At 50.4% G+C, this 17,368-nt stretch carries 18 protein-coding genes and 1 pseudogene; 12 read left to right on the top strand and 7 right to left on the bottom strand.

Annotated features, from left to right (window positions below; translation table 11 throughout):
* The first annotated feature begins 14 nt into the window (after positions 1–14).
* Positions 15–311 (top strand): DUF167 domain-containing protein, encoded by a 297-nt coding sequence (locus Q8M75_RS03165; protein WP_305486096.1) that lies wholly within the window; start codon positions 15–17, stop codon positions 309–311.
* Positions 312–315: 4 nt separating this feature from the next.
* On the opposite strand, the gene Q8M75_RS03170 is transcribed toward Q8M75_RS03165, so the two are convergent.
* Positions 316–1,212, bottom strand: a complete 897-nt coding sequence (locus tag Q8M75_RS03170) for an aspartyl/asparaginyl beta-hydroxylase domain-containing protein (protein ID WP_305488143.1) — start codon at positions 1,210–1,212, stop codon at positions 316–318.
* Between the two features lie 132 nt (positions 1,213–1,344).
* Between Q8M75_RS03170 and Q8M75_RS03175 the strand changes: the two are divergent.
* Positions 1,345–2,681, top strand: a pseudogene (locus tag Q8M75_RS03175) (NAD(P)H-dependent oxidoreductase).
* Between the two features lie 30 nt (positions 2,682–2,711).
* Here Q8M75_RS03175 and Q8M75_RS03180 read toward each other — a convergent pair.
* On the bottom strand, positions 2,712–3,089 hold the full coding sequence (locus Q8M75_RS03180; protein WP_305486099.1) for a cytochrome c5 family protein: 378 nt from the start codon (positions 3,087–3,089) through the stop codon (positions 2,712–2,714).
* A gap of 138 nt (positions 3,090–3,227) precedes the next feature.
* On the opposite strand from Q8M75_RS03180, the gene Q8M75_RS03185 reads away from it, so the two are divergent.
* Together Q8M75_RS03185 and Q8M75_RS03190 are read left to right on the top strand one after the other, a co-directional pair.
* Positions 3,228–3,662 (top strand): hypothetical protein, encoded by a 435-nt coding sequence (locus tag Q8M75_RS03185; protein ID WP_371131737.1) that lies wholly within the window; start codon positions 3,228–3,230, stop codon positions 3,660–3,662.
* Positions 3,663–3,772: 110 nt separating this feature from the next.
* The gene (locus Q8M75_RS03190; RefSeq protein ID WP_108470166.1) at positions 3,773–4,057 is read left to right on the top strand and encodes an HU family DNA-binding protein; all 285 of its coding nucleotides are present in this window, start codon (positions 3,773–3,775) and stop codon (positions 4,055–4,057) included.
* Positions 4,058–4,112: 55 nt separating this feature from the next.
* Here the strand turns inward: Q8M75_RS03190 and rodA are convergent, their stop codons facing one another.
* The 5 genes from rodA to Q8M75_RS03215 are packed head-to-tail and all read right to left on the bottom strand — an operon-like array spanning position 4,113 to position 9,664.
* On the bottom strand, positions 4,113–5,255 hold the full coding sequence (gene rodA, locus Q8M75_RS03195) for a rod shape-determining protein RodA (RefSeq protein ID WP_305486103.1): 1,143 nt from the start codon (positions 5,253–5,255) through the stop codon (positions 4,113–4,115).
* Complete coding sequence (mrdA, locus tag Q8M75_RS03200) at positions 5,237–7,147, bottom strand: penicillin-binding protein 2 (protein WP_371131738.1); 1,911 nt, start codon at positions 7,145–7,147, stop codon at positions 5,237–5,239. Before mrdA ends, rodA begins: the two co-directional genes overlap by 19 nt.
* A gap of 17 nt (positions 7,148–7,164) precedes the next feature.
* A complete protein-coding gene (gene mreD / locus Q8M75_RS03205) occupies positions 7,165–7,689 on the bottom strand; it encodes a rod shape-determining protein MreD (protein WP_305486106.1) in 525 nt (174 codons plus the stop codon).
* Positions 7,686–8,597, bottom strand: coding sequence for a rod shape-determining protein MreC (gene mreC, locus Q8M75_RS03210; protein ID WP_305486109.1), 912 nt, complete (start codon positions 8,595–8,597; stop codon positions 7,686–7,688). Before mreC ends, mreD begins: the two co-directional genes overlap by 4 nt.
* A gap of 23 nt (positions 8,598–8,620) precedes the next feature.
* Complete coding sequence (locus Q8M75_RS03215; RefSeq protein WP_305486112.1) at positions 8,621–9,664, bottom strand: rod shape-determining protein; 1,044 nt, start codon at positions 9,662–9,664, stop codon at positions 8,621–8,623.
* Between the two features lie 61 nt (positions 9,665–9,725).
* On the opposite strand from Q8M75_RS03215, the gene gatC reads away from it, so the two are divergent.
* The 8 genes from gatC (at position 9,726) to argB (ending at position 17,358) form a co-directional block, all read left to right on the top strand.
* Positions 9,726–10,019 (top strand): Asp-tRNA(Asn)/Glu-tRNA(Gln) amidotransferase subunit GatC, encoded by a 294-nt coding sequence (gatC, locus tag Q8M75_RS03220; RefSeq protein WP_305486115.1) that lies wholly within the window; start codon positions 9,726–9,728, stop codon positions 10,017–10,019.
* Positions 10,016–11,527 (top strand): Asp-tRNA(Asn)/Glu-tRNA(Gln) amidotransferase subunit GatA, encoded by a 1,512-nt coding sequence (gene gatA, locus Q8M75_RS03225; RefSeq protein WP_305486117.1) that lies wholly within the window; start codon positions 10,016–10,018, stop codon positions 11,525–11,527. The genes gatC and gatA overlap by 4 nt, the downstream gene beginning before the upstream one ends.
* Entirely contained in the window at positions 11,527–12,993 is a 1,467-nt protein-coding gene (gene gatB, locus Q8M75_RS03230; protein WP_305486120.1) for an Asp-tRNA(Asn)/Glu-tRNA(Gln) amidotransferase subunit GatB, read from the top strand. Before gatA ends, gatB begins: the two co-directional genes overlap by 1 nt.
* An 8-nt stretch (positions 12,994–13,001) precedes the next feature.
* Positions 13,002–13,661, top strand: coding sequence for a DUF484 family protein (locus Q8M75_RS03235; protein WP_305486123.1), 660 nt, complete (start codon positions 13,002–13,004; stop codon positions 13,659–13,661).
* Positions 13,642–14,619, top strand: coding sequence for a tyrosine recombinase XerC (locus tag Q8M75_RS03240; protein WP_305486126.1), 978 nt, complete (start codon positions 13,642–13,644; stop codon positions 14,617–14,619). Before Q8M75_RS03235 ends, Q8M75_RS03240 begins: the two co-directional genes overlap by 20 nt.
* A 107-nt stretch (positions 14,620–14,726) precedes the next feature.
* Positions 14,727–15,797, top strand: coding sequence for a GTP-binding protein (locus Q8M75_RS03245; protein WP_305488147.1), 1,071 nt, complete (start codon positions 14,727–14,729; stop codon positions 15,795–15,797).
* 123 nt (positions 15,798–15,920) lie between these two features.
* A complete protein-coding gene (gene dksA / locus Q8M75_RS03250; RefSeq protein ID WP_305488148.1) occupies positions 15,921–16,421 on the top strand; it encodes an RNA polymerase-binding protein DksA in 501 nt (166 codons plus the stop codon).
* Positions 16,422–16,467: 46 nt separating this feature from the next.
* Entirely contained in the window at positions 16,468–17,358 is an 891-nt protein-coding gene (gene argB / locus Q8M75_RS03255) for an acetylglutamate kinase (RefSeq protein WP_371131739.1), read from the top strand.
* Positions 17,359–17,368: the final 10 nt, after the last annotated feature.

The raw sequence follows: 17,368 nt of genomic DNA on the forward strand, positions 1-17,368 counted from the left end.
TTTAAAGTACATTGATGACGCCACACTGGTTAAAACAAACGGATGTCGGAATCGAGCTGAGCATATATTGCCAGCCTGGGGCCAAAGTAAGCAAAATTGTGGGCACGCATGATGGTCATTTAAAGATATCCTTGCAGCAGCCTGCCATGGATAACCGGGCAAATGAAGCCTTGCTGCAGTGGTTATCAAAGCAGCTGCGCATCCCGCAGCGGCAGATTCACCTTATTTCTGGTCAAGCCAGCAAAGTAAAGCGCATTGAGTTGTGGGCACCGATCTCTAAAGAGCACGTATTAGAAAGCCTTAAGCCCTAGGCATTTACCAAAAGAGCAGCCAAAGAATACCCAGAATTAACACCCATTTACCGACGTAATACACACTGCGTTGCTTGGCTTTGAGTTGCTTTGCTTTACTGCGTAAATGGTAAACATACGCAAATAGAACATTCACAAAGCCGACTTGCTCCGAGTCAACGTTTTTCGATGCAGCAGCACTCATCACGTGCTTGCCAAACCAGCGATTAAATGCCTGCACTACCTTGGTGTATACCGGACGTTCGATGTCGCAGAATAGAACGATGCGCTGGTGATCAGTTTTATTGGCAGCGTAATGAATGTAGGTTTCATCAAACATCACCGCTTCACCGTCTTTCCAGTAGTAGCGCTCGCCATCCACATCAATAAAACAGTCTGGACTATTGGGCGTTACTAATCCCAAGTGGTACCGCAGTGAGCCGGCATAGGGATCGCGATGCCGTACTAGGGTTGCTTCAGGCGGCAGTGAGGCAAACATCGCCGCTTTGACCGACGGGATGGACTTGAGTAGGGCCACTGTTTTAGGGCAAGCTGCCTCAGCAGAAGCTAAATCTTTACCGTACCAGTACAGATGAAAGCGTTTCCAGCCAGTGCGAAAAAAAGAGTTAAAGCCAATATCGTTGTAACCGGTGGCGGCCGCGATCGAGCCGCCCTCATTTAAGGCCAAGGCCTCGGCACGAATTACTTCCCAGTTGTCTTGCAGTTTTTTTAATTCAGGGAACTCCGTTACAGGAATGTACGCACCTGCTTTCACTTTGGAAAAGAGATAGAGCAGGGAATTGACTGGGGCTAACAGAACCACATAGTCTGTGAGTGAGCGCATGACGCTAAAGCGAACGCGGCCCCTAAAATACACATAGATGGCAGAACTCACAAAGATCAACAGAATGGCGTGGCGAATTTCCATAACAGCAACAGTTACTTTCAGTAAAAATGGAGTGCCGCTTAAAACAAGGCAAAATCAACTATTCCCCATTTTAAGTGAGCGAACAGCTTTCGTGCAGCATAAATAGCGATCTCAATCGGAGTTTTTATGTCTTTGTATAAAAAATTACAACAAAGGGCCCATGATTCAAAGCCAATTCGGATTGCATTGATCGGCGCGGGCAAATTTGGATCGATGTATTTATCGCAAATACCCCGTACACCAGGCATTCATTTGGTCGGAATTGCTGATTTATCGCCGGAACGTGCTCAGGCTGCTTTGCGGAGGGTAGGATGGCAGGACGATCAGTTTGGGGCAACTTCGGTTGCTGAGGCGGTGCGCAAAGGCAGCACATACATTACTAGCGATGCCGGTGCATTGATTAATGACAATGCCATCGAGCTGGTGATTGAGGCAACGGGCGTGCCTGCCGCCGGAATTGAGCATGCTCTACGCTGCATTGAGCATGGCAAGCACATCATCATGGTGAATGTCGAAGCCGATGTATTGGCAGGCCCCTATTTAGCAAAGCGAGCTGCCGAGGCCGGCGTGATTTATTCAATGGCCTCAGGCGATCAGCCTGCTTTAATTGCAGAAATGGTTGATTGGGCTCGCACCATTGGTTTGGAAGTGGTGTGTGCTGGCAAAGGTACAAAATACCTTCCGGCATACCATGCATCGACCCCTAAAACCGTGTGGGGGCATTATGGGTTTAGTGAAGAACAAGTTGCGGGCGGTGACTTTAATGCGCAAATGTTCAATTCATTTTTAGATGGCACCAAGTCAGCGCTAGAAATGGCTGCGGTTGCGAATGCCTGCGATCTGCAGGTGCCTGATGATGGCTTAGGCTTTCCGGCATGCGGCGTTGATGATTTGCCTGCGTTACTAAAGCCCGCCCAAGATGGCGGCCTACTGCCCTGCAAGGGTATGGTTGAAGTAGTGTCGTCGGTCGAGCGCGATGGCCGTCCAGTCTTCCGTGATTTACGCTGGGGAGTCTATGCGGTCTTTCATGCGCCAAGTCACTATGTCAGAGATTGTTTTCTACAGTACGGCTTAAAAACAGATGCTTCTGGATGGTATGCCGCCATGTATAAGCCTTACCACTTAATTGGCCTTGAATTGGGAATCTCGGTAGCAAGTGTGGCCTTGCGTCAGGAGGCAACAGGTGCGACGGGCGCCTTTGTGGGCGACGTGCTTGCTTGCGCTAAGCGCGATTAAATGCAGGTGAGGTATTGGATGGCGAGGGCGGCTTCACCGTTTATGGAAAGTTAATGCCGGCTGCGAGGTCCTTGCGCATGAGTGCATTACCGATTGGCTTAGCACATCACCTAACTTTAAAAAACAGTATTCGAGCTGGACAGATCGTGACCTGGAATGATGTCGATTACGATGCTACTCACTCCGCCATACGCATTCGCAGGCTTATGGAGGCTGAGTTTAAATAAGGAAGTACTGCTATCAAGCGCAGACCACCCTTATTTTTTCTTAGTGCTTTCCCGCTTGATGATTTCCGCATTGATGCGTTCGAGCATTTTCGCATCTGGATTTTGCCAGCTGCCACCAGACTGGTTCACCATGAATACAAGTGATGCAGCAAAATCAGCAACGCTGAGATCCGCTTTGCCCCCTTTTGCGGGCATGCCCCGGACGCCAACATAACCATGGGTAGTTAATTGGGCTTGGCCTTCTTTAATTAAAGGCGCCCATTTGGCTTTATCGCCTACCTTTGGTGCACCTGCGACCCCACTTTGATGGCAAACAGCACACACTTGCTTATAAGTATTTTCCCCAGTAGCGGTAGCGGTTTGCGTATAAAAAATTAGACTAATGGAAGCGAGTAGAAAACGGAACATTGCAGGCCCCTTACAAAATAGGTTGTGCATGCGCCCAATTTTGCCACCCAATACAAATAGCCTGTTTGCATGCTTACAGCGTTATGATAGATCGAGATGGGCACAAGATGACCATTAATTTTGAGCATGCGGCAATGCATGGCAACACTAATAGCGCTGCCATGGGGCGCTAATTTAACGCAAAATGCGATCGAGAAAAAAGCAATGAATGGATTTGTTAAAAGCCTAATAGCCCTTATATTACTTGGACTTACGCTCATTTCAGCCTATACCTGGGTGATGCTGAGCTGGAGTTATGCCGACGGAGAGCGTGCCGGTTATGTTCAGAAATTCTCGAGCAGGGGGTACTTTTGTAAGACCTGGGAGGGTGAGCTAGCAATGGTTTCGATGCCGGGAACCATGTCAGAGAAATTCTTCTTTTCGGTGCGCGACGATGCTGTGGCGCAAAAAATAAACGCCAACTTAGGAAAAAAAGTAGCGCTAAAATACGAACAGCACATCGGCCTGCCAACCAGTTGTTTCGGGGAAACAGAGTACTTTGTGATTGATTTACTTGTTTTGGATCAATCCTAATTCGAGTGCGTAGTAGAAATAGTTCAAACAACTTTATTTTTATTATTTTTTGTGTTTAAAATCATGTCAGCGCGTTGTGCGCCAACACATATACCAACAAGGAGCTTCACTTGAACAAAGCAGAACTTATCGCAGCGATTGCTGACGATGCTGAGATTTCAAAAGCCAAAGCAGAATTCGCACTGAATTCAGCAATTGAGCACATTATTAAAGCCGTTACCAAGGGTGACTCCGTTCAATTGATCGGTTTTGGTACATTCAGTTCAGGCAAGCGTGCTGCACGTATGGGCCGCAATCCTAAGACTGGCGAGCCACTCAAGATTGCTGCAGCGAAGACTGTGAAGTTTTCTGCTGGTAAGGCATTCAAAGATTCAGTTAATAAGCGTAAGAAGTAATTCGCGCAAGCTGAAACAAAAGCCCGGTTCTGCCGGGCTTTTTTATTGGCGCTATTTAGCTTTGAACCAGTCGCCGGTGGCGGTGAATGCTCATCAAAATGCCGGCACCAAATCCCAAGGTAACCAGCGCAGTTCCTCCGTAGGTCATTAGTGGCAATGGCACGCCCACGACTGGCAATATGCCGCTCACCATGCCAATGTTGACAAAAGCATAGGTGAAAAAAATCATGGTGATTGCGCCGCCCAATAGTCGAGTAAACATGGTGGGTGCTCCCGCTGCAATCGCAAGCCCACGCCTGACTAAAGCAAAGAACAGGCCGAGCAATAAGAGATTGCCTAAAAATCCAAACTCCTCGGAATAAACCGCAAAAACAAAATCCGTGTGTTTTTCAGGAATAAATTCCAAATGGGATTGGGTGCCTTGACCCCAGCCTTTTCCAAAGAACCCACCTGAACCAATTGCAATCACCGATTGAATCGTGTGAAACCCTTTTCCCAGCGGATCAGAAGAGGGATCCAATAATGTACAGACGCGATTTTTTTGATAGCCATGCAAGAGTGGCCAGGTGACATCGCTCGCGCAAATGCTGCCGCGGAAAATGATGAGCAGCAATATGCCGACAGCAAGCACACCAATCACCGGAAGAATCCACCGCCAAGGCAGGCCTGCAAAAATAATTACGTAGAGACCGGCTGCAAACACCAGCAAAGCTGTACCTAAGTCGGGTTGGCGGGCAATCAGCATTACAGGGATGGCCAGAATCACAGCAGCAACCAAATAGTCCCAGCCATTCTGAATGCCCTCGCGCCGCTGAAAGTACCAGGCCAACATCAGCGGCATGGCAATCTTCATTAGCTCCGATGGTTGAATCACAACACCTATATTGACCCAGCGCCGCGCCCCCTTTTTAACTAGGCCAAAAATAGCGACTGCAATCAGCAGGATTACGCCGATGACATAAATCCAAACAGCTGCAGTCTCAAGCCACTTAGGCGGAATATATGAGACGGCCCACATGACCAAAAAAGCCAACACTAAATTACGAATTTGATCTGCCAGTAATACCGGCGTATTTTGGCTCGCCGATAAGAACGTGATCGAACTCAAAATAGCAATGCCTAAAAAAATGAAGCCGAGCTGCGGATCAAGCCCAGAAAAAAATTGGTAGATGCGTTTCTTTATGGCGCCCTTTTCCATTCCGGAATCTCCTTAGGCCATTTGCCATTGATATAAAAGTCGAGCGCTTTGCGCGCAATCGGCGCAGCGTATTGCGCGCCGAAGCCGGCGTTCTCCACAATTAAAGCAATCACAATTGTGGGCTTCTCTGCGGGCGCAAAGGCAACAAAAAGAGCGTGGTCGCGTAAAAATTCGGGGGTAGTGGCATGGTTATATTCTTTCGAATTCAAGCTAAAGACTTGGGATGTGCCCGTTTTCCCTGCGTTGGTATAGGGGGCATCTTTAAACGACTTTGCAGATGTACCAACTTGATTCACAGCCACCATTGATTTCTTGATGACGTCAATATTCTCCGGCTTAAAGTTCAGGCGATAACTTTCTTTCGGGGTAGTTAGTTTTTGTTGGCGCGTAAAGGGATCCTCAACCGCTTTCACTAAATGCGGTTTCATCACTACACCTTCGTTGACCACATTTGCTAGGGCATGCGCGACTTGCAAAATGGTGAAGGAGTTATAGCCTTGCCCAATACCAAGGGAAATTGTTTCGCCCTCAAACCATTTCTGCTGCTCTGGTTTCTTAAAGTATTTTTTCTTCCACTCGGTGGACGGCAAGATACCGACGGCTTCGCCATCCAGGTCGATGCCTGTTTTCTGACCAAAGCCCAGGGGCCGCATAAAATCATGCATCGTGTTGACTCCCATTTCCCGTGCCAACAGGTAGTAATAGGTGTCGCATGATTCAACAATAGACTTTTCCATGTCCACCATGCCATGCCCACCTTTCTTGTCATCGCGGAAGGTATGCGTGCCTAAAGTAAAGAAACCAGGGTCTGCAATCGCCTGAGAAGGCGTTCTAATGCCGAGCTCAAGCGCGGCGAGCGCCATAAACGGTTTGTAGGTCGATGCAGGAGGATAAAGGCCTTTCAGCGGTCGGTTGTAGAGCGGCCTGCTTTTGGATTCATTGAGCTCTTTCCAGGTCGCCGAATCAATCCCCTCAACAAAATCATTTGGATTGAAATTGGGCTTCGATACAAATGCCAGTACATCGCCGGTGGCAGGCTCGATTGCAACGAATGCACCGCGGAAATTACCGTAGAGCTGCTCAACGAGGTATTGCAACTTGATATCAACCGAGAGGATGACGTTTTTACCGGGCTTTGAAGGAAAACTGGAGAGCGTTCGAATTGGCCTACCTCCAGCAGTGATTTCGACTTGATCGTAGCCTGGCACGCCCCGTAGAACATGCTCGTAACTCTGTTCAATGCCAATCTTGCCAACGTACTGAATTCCCGGCAAGAACGCATTTTTTAATTCACTCGCATCATCGGATTCCGTGGCATTGCTAATCTCGGATTGCATCCGCTCTTTGTCTTTTTGGGATACGCGTCCAATGTACCCAATCATGTGCGAGCCGAGTTCGTTGTAAGGGTACTCCCGAAAGTTGCGCGAACGGATCTCTACGCCGGGAAAGCGATAGCGGTTTGCCATAAAGCGTGCCGTCTCAACCTCATTCAGCATCGATCGCAACGGGAATGTCCCCATATTGCGAGCATCTTCTAGCGAGCGCTTAAAGTTACGGCGATCGCGTGGACTGATGGCGATAATCTCGGAAAGATCATCGATTAACTTATCGACACTGCTCTCAATTTCGCTCACGTTGACGTCTAAGGTCAGCGCAGAATAATTTCTACCGATCACAATCCCATTGCGATCAATCAATAGCCCCCGCATGGCTGGCGCAGGAACAATGGCAATGCGATTATTTTCGGCTAAGGTGGAGTACTTGCCATGATTGATGATTTGCAGCCAAACTAGGCGACTTAATAAAAGAACAAAACAAACAGTGACAAAAAGAATGGCAATCCGAGTGCGGTCCTGAAATGAGGAAAGGTCTGATTTTTTGAATGATGCCATTGCAGTTAGCTCAGAGACTAGAGCGGACGATTGTGATCAATGTCGATTGGACGTCGTTGTGGTGCAAGCAATAGCTTCGTTGCAACAGGCCACAATGCAGCCTCAATCACGCCTTGCAGGACGCCTCCCAGGCCCCACCAGTAGATCGATCCTGTTAAAAGCCAATGGACCAGCACTGGGAAAATCGACACCAACATAAATATAGGTAATACATGCAGGGCCTGTGCATAAACCTGCAATGAGCTGATGCGGCGATGCCACGCCACAGCAAGATAGGCAACCAAGGCATAACTGAAGGCGTGCAAACCAAGTAAGTCGGAGTTATGCACGTCCATCGCCAGCCCAAGGAGCGATGCCCACACTACGCCAACATAGCGGTGTTGGTGGATGTTCCAAAACACAATGCAGATGATCAGCCAATCCGGAACCCAGGCGTGATTGCCCAGCGGTAATAAATTAAGGAGCAATGCGCAAAACAGGCTGACGAAGATAAATATTGGGTTAACCGGGCGCAGAATGTAGCCACTTTGAAAATCAATCATGGCATGCCTCGCGTACGGGTTTTGCGTCGACCGGGTGCATTTTCTGGGGTCCCTGCGCTGGGCTTAGCATCCCATTGGGGGTCATACAAAAGGGCGAGCGCCTGACGGTTTCGATTAATGCCTGCTACCGGTGTACAAAAGACGTTCGCTGTATTTTTATCCACATTGCGTTCGATGCGCGTAATCATGGCGACCGCAAAACCGGGCGGGTAGGTGCCATCGATTCCCGAAGTAAGTAGGACGTCGCCCACCTCTAAATCACTCGCCACCGGCAGGTAGCGCAGCTCCAGTAAATTTCCGCGCCCAGTACCAAAGACGGCTGCACGCAGGCCGTTGCGTGCGACTTGCACGGGAACGGCAAAGTCTCGATCCTCCAGTAGTGAAACTTCGGCAGAGCCCGCATACAGGCGGACCACTTGACCCAAAATACCTGCGTCGCTGGCAATGGGGTTGCCCAGCTTTAAGCCATCTTCTGCGCCGCGATCAATGACCACGCGCTGTGAAATGGGATTGCTTGGGTTGTAGAGAATTTCAACCGGGATCGTTTTGTAAGCAACTTCTTTCTGTAGACTTAAAAGTTCACGCAAGTTTTGGTTTTCTGCGCGGAGTAATTCGGACTGATTCGCAAGCAGTGTTAGCTCGCTTTGCCGTTGTTTTAGCTCGGCGTTCTCAATGGCCAAGGTAGAGCGCGTCGTGAAGTAAGAGTCACTCGCAGTAAACAAATTGCGCGGCAACTGCATGATGTATTCCAATGGGCGCAAGCCCAGATTGATGGAGTCACGCACGAGATCAATGGTCTTAAAGCGGAAGTCAATCAACATCAAGGCAGCGCTGATGGACAGGCACACAATGAGTTTGACCAGAGCGGGTATGCCCTGTTTAAAGAGGGGTGGGGCGCTGTGTTGCAAGACCTTATCTGACTAAGGTCGACTTACTCTTGCGAGAAGACTCCACTTAGCTTGTCCATGCGTTCTAAGGCGATGCCACAACCGCGAGCAACGCACGTTAATGGATCCTCAGCCACATGAATAGGCAGGCCCGTCTCTTCCATTAACAGGCGATCGAGGTCGCGCAAGAGGGCGCCGCCGCCGGTGAGCATAACGCCGCGCTCCGCAATATCAGATGCCAGCTCAGGCGGTGTTTGCTCTAGAGCGGCCTTGACTGCCGTGACAATTTGGTTGAGGGGATCGGTGAGGGCTTCGAGGATTTCGTTGCTCGTGACTGTGAAGCTGCGCGGAATACCTTCAGCTAAGTTGCGGCCCTTAACTTCCATCTCGCGCACTTCAGCGCCTGGGAATGCAGAGCCGATGGTTTTCTTGATGAGCTCAGCAGTTTGTTCGCCAATCAGCATGCCATAGTTGCGGCGAATGTAATTGGTAATGGCTTCGTCAAACTTATCACCACCGACGCGGACAGAGCCTTTATAAACCGTGCCACCGAGAGACATCACGCCTACTTCGGTTGTGCCACCACCAATATCTACCACCATGGAGCCAGCCGCTTCGGATACGGGCAGTCCCGCACCAATCGCTGCAGCCATTGGCTCTTCAATCAAAAACACTTGTGACGCGCCTGCGCCCAGAGCAGATTCGCGAATCGCGCGACGCTCGACTTGGGTTGAGCCACAAGGCACGCAAATAATGATGCGTGGACTGGGGCGCAGTAATTTACTCTCATGCACCATCTTGATGAACTGCTTGAGCATTTGCTCGGTAATCGTAAAGTCGGCAATAACGCCGTCTTTCATGGGGCGAATGGCTTCAATATTCCCTGGAACACGCCCAAGCATGGCTTTGGCTTCAGTGCCCACAGCCAAGATGGTTTTTTTGCCATTGGGGCCGCCTTCTTGGCGAATTGCAACGACCGACGGCTCATCAAGCACAATACCCCGATCACGCATGTAAATTAGGGTGTTGGCGGTACCTAAATCGATCGCCAGGTCATTTGAAAAATAGTTGCGAAAAAAACCAAACATAATGGAAGTGGGAAAATAGTAGAGTTAATGAAAATACAGATCAATGATACCCTAGCGCCCCATGAAACTTGATGATGTTCAGCGCATAGCGCACCTCTCCCGCCTGGAGTTAAGCCAAGCAGAAGCAGAGCTTGTTTTGCCCCAATTGCAGGCCATTTTTTCCTTAGTGGAGGAGATGCAGGCGGTCGATACCAGTAATTTCGCTCCTCTGGCGCACCCGATTCTATTTTTGCGCGATTTAGCGCAGCCACTACGCCCAGACCAGGTTACCGAGGTGAATAACCGCGAGCAGAATATGCAGTCAGCTCCGGCCCAGCAAAATGGCTATTTTTTGGTCCCAAGGGTGATTGAATGAGCTGGCATCTGTCTTCAGTAGCAATGCTGGCAAAGGCGCTGGAAGCCAAAACAGTCTCCAGCGTTGAGCTGGCAAGCCATTTCCTCTCGCGCATTCAGGCCGGCGCGTGCTGGAATGCCTTCTTGGACGTCAATCCAGACTTAACCCTGGAGCAGGCTGCCAGCGCCGACCGCATTCGGGCAGCTGGCAAGGCCGGTCAGTTAACCGGTATCCCCTTGGCCCATAAGGATGTTTTTGTCACGCGCGGCTGGAAATCCACCGCCGCTTCAAAGATGCTGCTTGGTTATCAAAGCCCGTTTGATGCAGCAGTAGTCGAGCGCTTAGGCATGCCCAGTGAGCAAAACCCAAATGGCGCTGGCATGGTTTGTTTGGGCAAGGCCAATATGGATGAGTTTGCGATGGGCTCCTCCAACGAAAATTCAGCTTTTGGTCCCGTTCTTAACCCGTGGAATCCAGCCTATGTGGCGGGCGGATCATCCGGCGGCTCTGCCGCTGCAGTCGCTGCTGGCTTAGCGCCGATAGCAACGGGTACTGATACCGGCGGCTCGATTCGTCAGCCGGCCGCTCTGTGTGGTCTCACCGGGATTAAGCCCAGTTATGGGCGGGTATCCCGGTACGGCATGATTGCCTACGCATCTTCCTTAGATCAGGCGGGCCCGATTGGGAAAACCGCCGAAGACTGCGCTCTATTGCTAAGCGCAATGTCCCACCATGATCCACGGGATTCAACATCCTTGGCCGATTCGGGCGAGGACTATGGTCGTTATCTAAATACAGCATGGGACGCTAGCGCCGCAGCAGCAAAACCTTTAAGCGGATTGCGTGTGGGCCTACCGGTTGAATTCTTCGCCGAAGGCTTGGCAGATGGCGTCGCAAAGTCGGTGCGTGAGGGCGCAAATCAATTGCAGGCCCTCGGCGCAACTTTGGTTGAGGTTAGTCTGCCGAAAACAAAACTCTCGATCCCGGTTTATTACGTACTGGCCCCAGCCGAGGCATCGAGTAATTTAAGTCGCTTTGACGGTGTTCGCTATGGTCATCGCACGAATGAATACCGTGATTTATCCGAGATGTATAAAAAATCACGGACCGAAGGTTTTGGCTCGGAGGTGAAACGCCGTATCTTAATTGGTAGTTATGTCTTATCGCATGGCTACTACGATGCCTATTACTTGCAAGCCCAGCGTATTCGGCGCATCATCGCTGCCGATTTCCAAACTGCTTTTGCGCAGTGTGACCTCATTCTGGGCCCCGTCACGCCAGACGTTGCTTGGAAGTTTGGTGAAAAATCAAACGATCCCTTGCAAATGTATCTTGCCGATATTTATACCTTGTCTACCAATCTCGCCGGCTTGCCGGCGATGAGCGTTCCCTGTGGATTTAGTCAAGACTTACCGATCGGTATGCAACTGATCGGTAACTATTTTTCAGAAGCGCGACTCTTGCAGGTGGCGCATCAGTTCCAGCAGGCCACCGATTGGCACCTGCGCCAACCTAGCGAGGTGCTGTAATGCAGTGGGAGGTTGTGATTGGTCTGGAGACGCATACTCAACTGCGTACTGAATCCAAAATTTTCAGTGGCGCGAGCACGCAGTTTGGTGCCGACGTGAATACACAAGCTTGCCCGGTTGATTTAGCGTTACCGGGCGTGCTGCCAGTTTTAAATCGCCAAGCAGTCGAGCATGCCATTCGCTTTGGTTTGGCAATCGATGCAGCAATTGCACCCGTGAGTATCTTTGCGCGGAAAAATTATTTTTATCCTGATCTTCCCAAAGGCTATCAGATTAGCCAGTATGAGATTCCAGTTGTCTTGGGCGGCCACTTAGAAATTGTTGTTGGTGACACCACGAAAGTAATTGAGTTAACCCGCGCACATTTAGAAGAAGATGCCGGCAAATCAGTCCACGAGGATTTTATTGGTCCGCATGGCGAGCCCTCCAGCGGCATTGATTTAAATCGCGCTGGCACCCCGCTGTTAGAAATTGTGACGGAGCCAGTCATGCGTAGCGCTGCCGAGGCAGTGGCGTATGCAAAAACCTTACATAGTCTGGTAGTGTGGCTTGGGGTATGCGATGGCAATATGCAAGAGGGTTCGTTTCGATGTGATGCCAACGTATCGGTACGCCCTGTGGGGCAGGAGGCGTTTGGCACCCGCTGCGAAATTAAGAATTTAAACTCATTCCGTTTTTTAGAAGAGGCGATTCAATACGAAGTCCGTCGGCAGATTGAGCTAATCGAAGACGGCGGCACAGTGGTGCAAGAAACGCGTTTGTATGATCCGGACAAGCAAGAGACACGCAGCATGCGCAGTAAAGAAGATGCGCAAGATTACCGCTATTTCCCAGACCCCGATTTATTACCACTAGTGATTGATGAGGCTTGGATTGATTCGATTCGCTCGACTATGCCAGCCCTACCAGCGCATCTAAAACAGCAGTGGCAAGATGCATTTGGTTTGAGTCTCTACGATGCCGAGTTGTTAACGCAAGATCGTGCCACGGCAACACTCTTTGAAGAGTTGTTAGCCATACTGGGTAAGCCCTTGGCAAAGGCAGTAGCCAACTGGATGACGGGTGACTTTGCCTCGACCTTAAATCGGGCCGGCATGTCGGCAGCCGATTCGCCCTTAAATGCAGCGCAGCTGGCCCCACTACTCAGCCGTGTGGCCGATGGAACCATCTCTAACAAGATTGCGAAAGATATTTTTGCCGACTTATGGAAAGAGGCGTTAGAGGGTCAGCTCAAGAGCACGGTAGATTCGATTATTGAGTCAAAGGGCTTAAAGCAAATTAGCGATAGTGGCGAACTCGAGACTCTGATCGACCAAGTCATGCAGGCCAATAGCGCATTTGTTGACGAGTTTCGTGCGGGCAAAGAAAAAGCATTTAATGCCCTCGTCGGGCAGGTGATGAAGGCATCGCAAGGCAAGGCAAATCCCCAGCAAGTGAATGCGTTGCTGCGTAAAAAATTGAGCTAGGAATAAGCATGAGTGAAATCGATTCAACCCAAGCAGAACAAGAAGCCCTCGTAGCAGAATGGCTGCGCGCAACCCCGGGATTTTTTGAGCGCTATGCTGACTTGTTAAATGACATCCGTTTAAAGCACCCTCACGAAGACCGCGCTATCTCCTTGCAAGAGCGTCAGATGTCCTTGTTGCGCAATCAAAATACCGAACTCAATCGTCGCCTAAGCGAGATGCTACATTTTGGTAGTCGCAATGACAAAACCCAACAAGGCCTAGTCGCCTGGTTGCTGATGCTCATGAAAGCAAGCAGTCAAGCCGATGTCGAGCTTGCGGTTACGGCAGGCCTTGCACAGGTATTTGAAGTGGATGCAGTGCGCATTCTGAGTCCCAATGCGGCCTATGCCCCTTGGGTTGCAAAGCCCTTGTGTGGTCCGCTTGCTGACTTGCCCCAAGCGGATATTGATCTACTCTCGCAGTCACTTCCATTGGATGCCGCATGGCAAAGCATGGTGGCGATTGGCTTACCCTTGCAGGATCACTCACCTGCTGTGCTGCTCTTAGCGAGCCACGATGCCACTCGTTTTACTGTGGACATGGGCGCGTTTTATCTGCAGCAGATTGCGCAACTCACTGCAGCCGCCCTAGACCGAGTTGGAGCGTATGAAGCCCCCATCGGCTGAGCTGCACCCCCAGGTGCAGGCCTATTTGCACGAGCTGCATGTATTGCGGCAACTTTCTCCCCACACTATCAAAGCCTATCAAGCCGATTTATCGGAGCTGCACCAGTCGGCTCAGGAGGATGGTTTAGATTTAACTGCAGTTACGAATGGCCATATTCGTCGCTGGGCAGCTCGCTTGCACTCCAAGGGCAAATCACCCAGAACCATTGCACGCACCTTGTCAGCGTGGCGAGGTTGGTACGACTGGCTATCCCAGAAGCAGGATCAGCCAACGTTAAAAGCAAATCCAGTAGACGATGTAAAGGCGCCCAAGCGGGCGCGAGCATTGCCCAAAGCCTTGTCGGTCGAGCAAGCGCTGGCATTAATTAATCAAGCGATCCTCGAGGCCAAAGCCAGTCCTGGCTTAGAAACCGTCCGCGATGCCGCCATCATTGAGTTGCTGTATTCCTCTGGTCTGCGCTTATCCGAGCTTTTGGGGATTGATGTGGCCCCCAGCCAGGACCGCGCATATGAATCTGCGGGTTGGTTGGATTGGGATTCAGCGGAAGTGACGGTTTTAGGTAAAGGCGGCAAGCGCAGAAGTGTGCCAGTTGGAACGGCGGCGATGAGCTCGCTTAGAGCATGGCTCGAGATACGGCAGCAGCTGCAGCCTGCGCAGGCTACACCCGCATTGTTTTTGGGTAGCAGAGAAGCGCGCCTATCGCCTAGAACCGTTCAGGCACGCTTGCGCAGCTTAGCGATCCGCGCCGGCCTGCCAACCCATGTTCACCCGCACATGATGCGCCATAGCTTTGCTAGCCACGTCCTGCAGTCATCCCATGACCTGCGGGCAGTCCAGGAAATGCTGGGGCACGCCAGTATTGCCAGTACCCAAATTTATACCGCCTTGGATTTTCAGCACCTCGCGCAAGCCTATGATTTAGCGCATCCTCGTGCGAAGGCAGGGCAGGCAAAGTAAATCCCAGCAACGATGTCCTCGGAACTCGGTAAGATGATGGGTTAGTCACCATTAACTTACGCAAAACCACTTTTTACAACGGCATCTGACATAGCGAAAGCAATACGATCATGGCATTAATTCCCGTCACCATTCTGACTGGCTTCTTAGGAAGCGGCAAAACCACCCTTTTAAAGCACATCTTGACCGAGCAGCACGGCAAAAAAATTGCGGTGATTGAAAACGAGTTTGGCGAAGAGAACATCGATAACGATATTCTGGTCCAAGAGAGTCAAGAACAAATTGTGCAAATGAGCAATGGTTGTATTTGTTGCACGATTCGGGGCGATTTGGTGGAGGCCTTGAATCAGCTGTGGGAGCAGCGCCGCGATAAGAAAATTCAGTTCGAGCGAGTAGTGATCGAAACCACCGGGGTTGCCAATCCTGGGCCAGTAGCCCAAACCTTTTTTATGGACGATGACGTCGCCGATCACTACGTGCTTGATGCAATTGTGACCCTAGTGGACGCCAAGCACGGTCAGCAGCAGCTGAGCGAGCATGAGGAGGCGCAGCGCCAAGTCGGCTTTGCAGACCAAATTTTTATTACCAAGACTGATCTCGTAACGGATGCCGAGGTCGCGGCACTGCGCGCCCGGCTCATGCACATGAACCCCCGTGCACCAATTAAGGCGATTTCCAAGGGGGTGGTGCCACTCAATGAAGTGCTGGATTTAAAGGGATTCAATCTCAATGCGAAATTAGACATTGACCCCCACTTTTTGGAACAGGAAGACCACAACCACGATGATTGCGGGCATGACCATAGTCACGACCATGATCACGCCACCTGTGGGCACGATCACAGCCACGACACACACCAACACCATGGACACCATGGACATACTGACCGCATTCAGTCATTTGTATTTAGGAGCGATCGTCCCTTTGACCACAAAAAATTAGAAGACTTCTTGGGCGGTATTTTGGAGGTCTTTGGTGAGAAGATGCTGCGCTATAAAGGGGTGCTGTATGTGAAGGGCAGTAATCGCAAAGTGGTGTTTCAGGGGGTGCACCAAATGATGGGCAGCGATATGGCCGGCCTTTGGGGTGCAGAGCCCAAGCAAACCCGGATGGTCTTTATTGGCATTGATTTACCCAAAGATACCCTAATGGCTGGACTAGAAGGGTGTTTGGCGTAGTACAATCCGCCGCCACAGGCCTGATTCGCTTGAGGTAACAAATTGGCAGTAAAACAGTAGTGAGTAGTAGCAAAACTTTGGCAGAATGGGGCAATAGTGCTCCAAATCCATGGAAAGAATGACATGACGGTAAAAACACCCAGCTCGAAGAGCCCCAAGGCAGCGGCGGGCGCTAGCGCGAAAACTGCTGGCAAATCGACGGCATCCTCAAAAGCGGTTCCGCTGACCGATGCAGAGTTACTCAAAATGTCTGAAAAAGACTATATGAACAAGGCTCAGCTCGCATTCTTTCGCTTAAAGCTGGCAACCCTGAAAGAGGATCTGCTGAAGAATGCTTCAGAAACAACCGAGCACTTGCGTGAGAATATTTTGGTTCCCGATCCAGCCGATCGCGCCACCATCGAAGAAGAGCACGCACTCGAACTGCGTACTCGCGACCGTGAGCGCAAGCTGCTCAAAAAAGTCGAGCAAGCATTGGCTCGTATTGAGTCCGGTGAATATGGTTGGTGCGAAGAGACCGGTGAGCCGATTGGCTTGTCCCGCTTAATCGCGCGCCCTACTGCCAACTTATCGCTCGAAGCGCAAGAGCGCCGCGAGCTGCGTCAAAAATTATTCGGCGATTAACTTTTACTAACTCTACTAGTACCCTCATTTCGGAATGACTAAACCAATGCCAACCATTGCGGATATTTCCCCCTTATTGAAAGCGGAAATATTGGCAGAAGCGCTGCCGTATATCCGTCAGTACCATGGCAAGACCATCGTGATTAAGTACGGCGGGAACGCTATGGTGGAAGAGCGCCTAAAAGAAAGTTTTGCACGCGACGTTATCTTGCTCAAGCTCGTTGGCATGAACCCAGTCGTGGTGCATGGTGGCGGTCCGCAGATTGATGAAGCCCTAAAAAAGATTGGTAAGACAGGCACCTTTATTCAAGGCATGCGCGTAACCGATGAAGAAACCATGGAAGTGGTGGAGTGGGTTCTGGGCGGCGAAGTGCAGCAAGACATTGTGATGTTGATTAATCACTTTGGTGGTCAGGCAGTAGGCCTCACCGGCAAAGATGGTGGTTTGATTCATGCGCGCAAGATGTTGGTCGCGGACGAAAAAAAGGCGGGCGCGACCATTGATCTGGGTTTCGTAGGCGAAATCGAGGCCATTAATCCGGCAGTTGTAAAGGCCCTGCAAGACGATGCCTTCATTCCAGTGATATCGCCAATTGGTTTTAGTGCACAGGGTCAGGCATTCAATATCAATGCCGATCTCGTGGCTGGCAAAATGGCTGAAATACTGGGTGCTGAAAAATTGGTCATGATGACCAATATTCCTGGCGTCATGGATAAAAGCGGTAATTTATTAACCGATTTGACTGCCCGTGAAATCGATGGTTTATTTGCCGATGGAACCATTTCGGGCGGAATGCTGCCCAAGATTTCATCGGCGTTGGATGCCGCAAAGAGTGGCGTGAACTCCGTGCACATTATTGATGGCCGCATCGAGCATTCCCTCTTGTTGGAAATTCTGACTGAGCAAGCATTTGGCACGATGATTCGTTCTCGGTAAGTGGTACATT

It is taken from the genome of Polynucleobacter sp. (assembly GCF_030693775.1).
In the GTDB taxonomy this organism is placed as follows: domain Bacteria; phylum Pseudomonadota; class Gammaproteobacteria; order Burkholderiales; family Burkholderiaceae; genus Polynucleobacter.

Coding starts and splice junctions, on each gene's coding strand:
- Q8M75_RS03180 (WP_305486099.1), bottom strand. CDS start 3,089: ATGTTCCGTTTTCTACTCGCTTCCATTAGTCTAATTTTTTATACGCAA.
- Q8M75_RS03240 (WP_305486126.1), top strand. CDS start 13,642: ATGAAGCCCCCATCGGCTGAGCTGCACCCCCAGGTGCAGGCCTATTTG.
- gatA (WP_305486117.1), top strand. CDS start 10,016: ATGAGCTGGCATCTGTCTTCAGTAGCAATGCTGGCAAAGGCGCTGGAA.
- argB (WP_371131739.1), top strand. CDS start 16,468: ATGCCAACCATTGCGGATATTTCCCCCTTATTGAAAGCGGAAATATTG.
- Q8M75_RS03235 (WP_305486123.1), top strand. CDS start 13,002: ATGAGTGAAATCGATTCAACCCAAGCAGAACAAGAAGCCCTCGTAGCA.
- gatC (WP_305486115.1), top strand. CDS start 9,726: ATGAAACTTGATGATGTTCAGCGCATAGCGCACCTCTCCCGCCTGGAG.
- Q8M75_RS03185 (WP_371131737.1), top strand. CDS start 3,228: ATGGCAACACTAATAGCGCTGCCATGGGGCGCTAATTTAACGCAAAAT.
- Q8M75_RS03165 (WP_305486096.1), top strand. CDS start 15: ATGACGCCACACTGGTTAAAACAAACGGATGTCGGAATCGAGCTGAGC.
- Q8M75_RS03215 (WP_305486112.1), bottom strand. CDS start 9,664: ATGTTTGGTTTTTTTCGCAACTATTTTTCAAATGACCTGGCGATCGAT.
- dksA (WP_305488148.1), top strand. CDS start 15,921: ATGACGGTAAAAACACCCAGCTCGAAGAGCCCCAAGGCAGCGGCGGGC.
- gatB (WP_305486120.1), top strand. CDS start 11,527: ATGCAGTGGGAGGTTGTGATTGGTCTGGAGACGCATACTCAACTGCGT.
- rodA (WP_305486103.1), bottom strand. CDS start 5,255: ATGGAAAAGGGCGCCATAAAGAAACGCATCTACCAATTTTTTTCTGGG.
- mrdA (WP_371131738.1), bottom strand. CDS start 7,147: ATGGCATCATTCAAAAAATCAGACCTTTCCTCATTTCAGGACCGCACT.
- mreD (WP_305486106.1), bottom strand. CDS start 7,689: ATGATTGATTTTCAAAGTGGCTACATTCTGCGCCCGGTTAACCCAATA.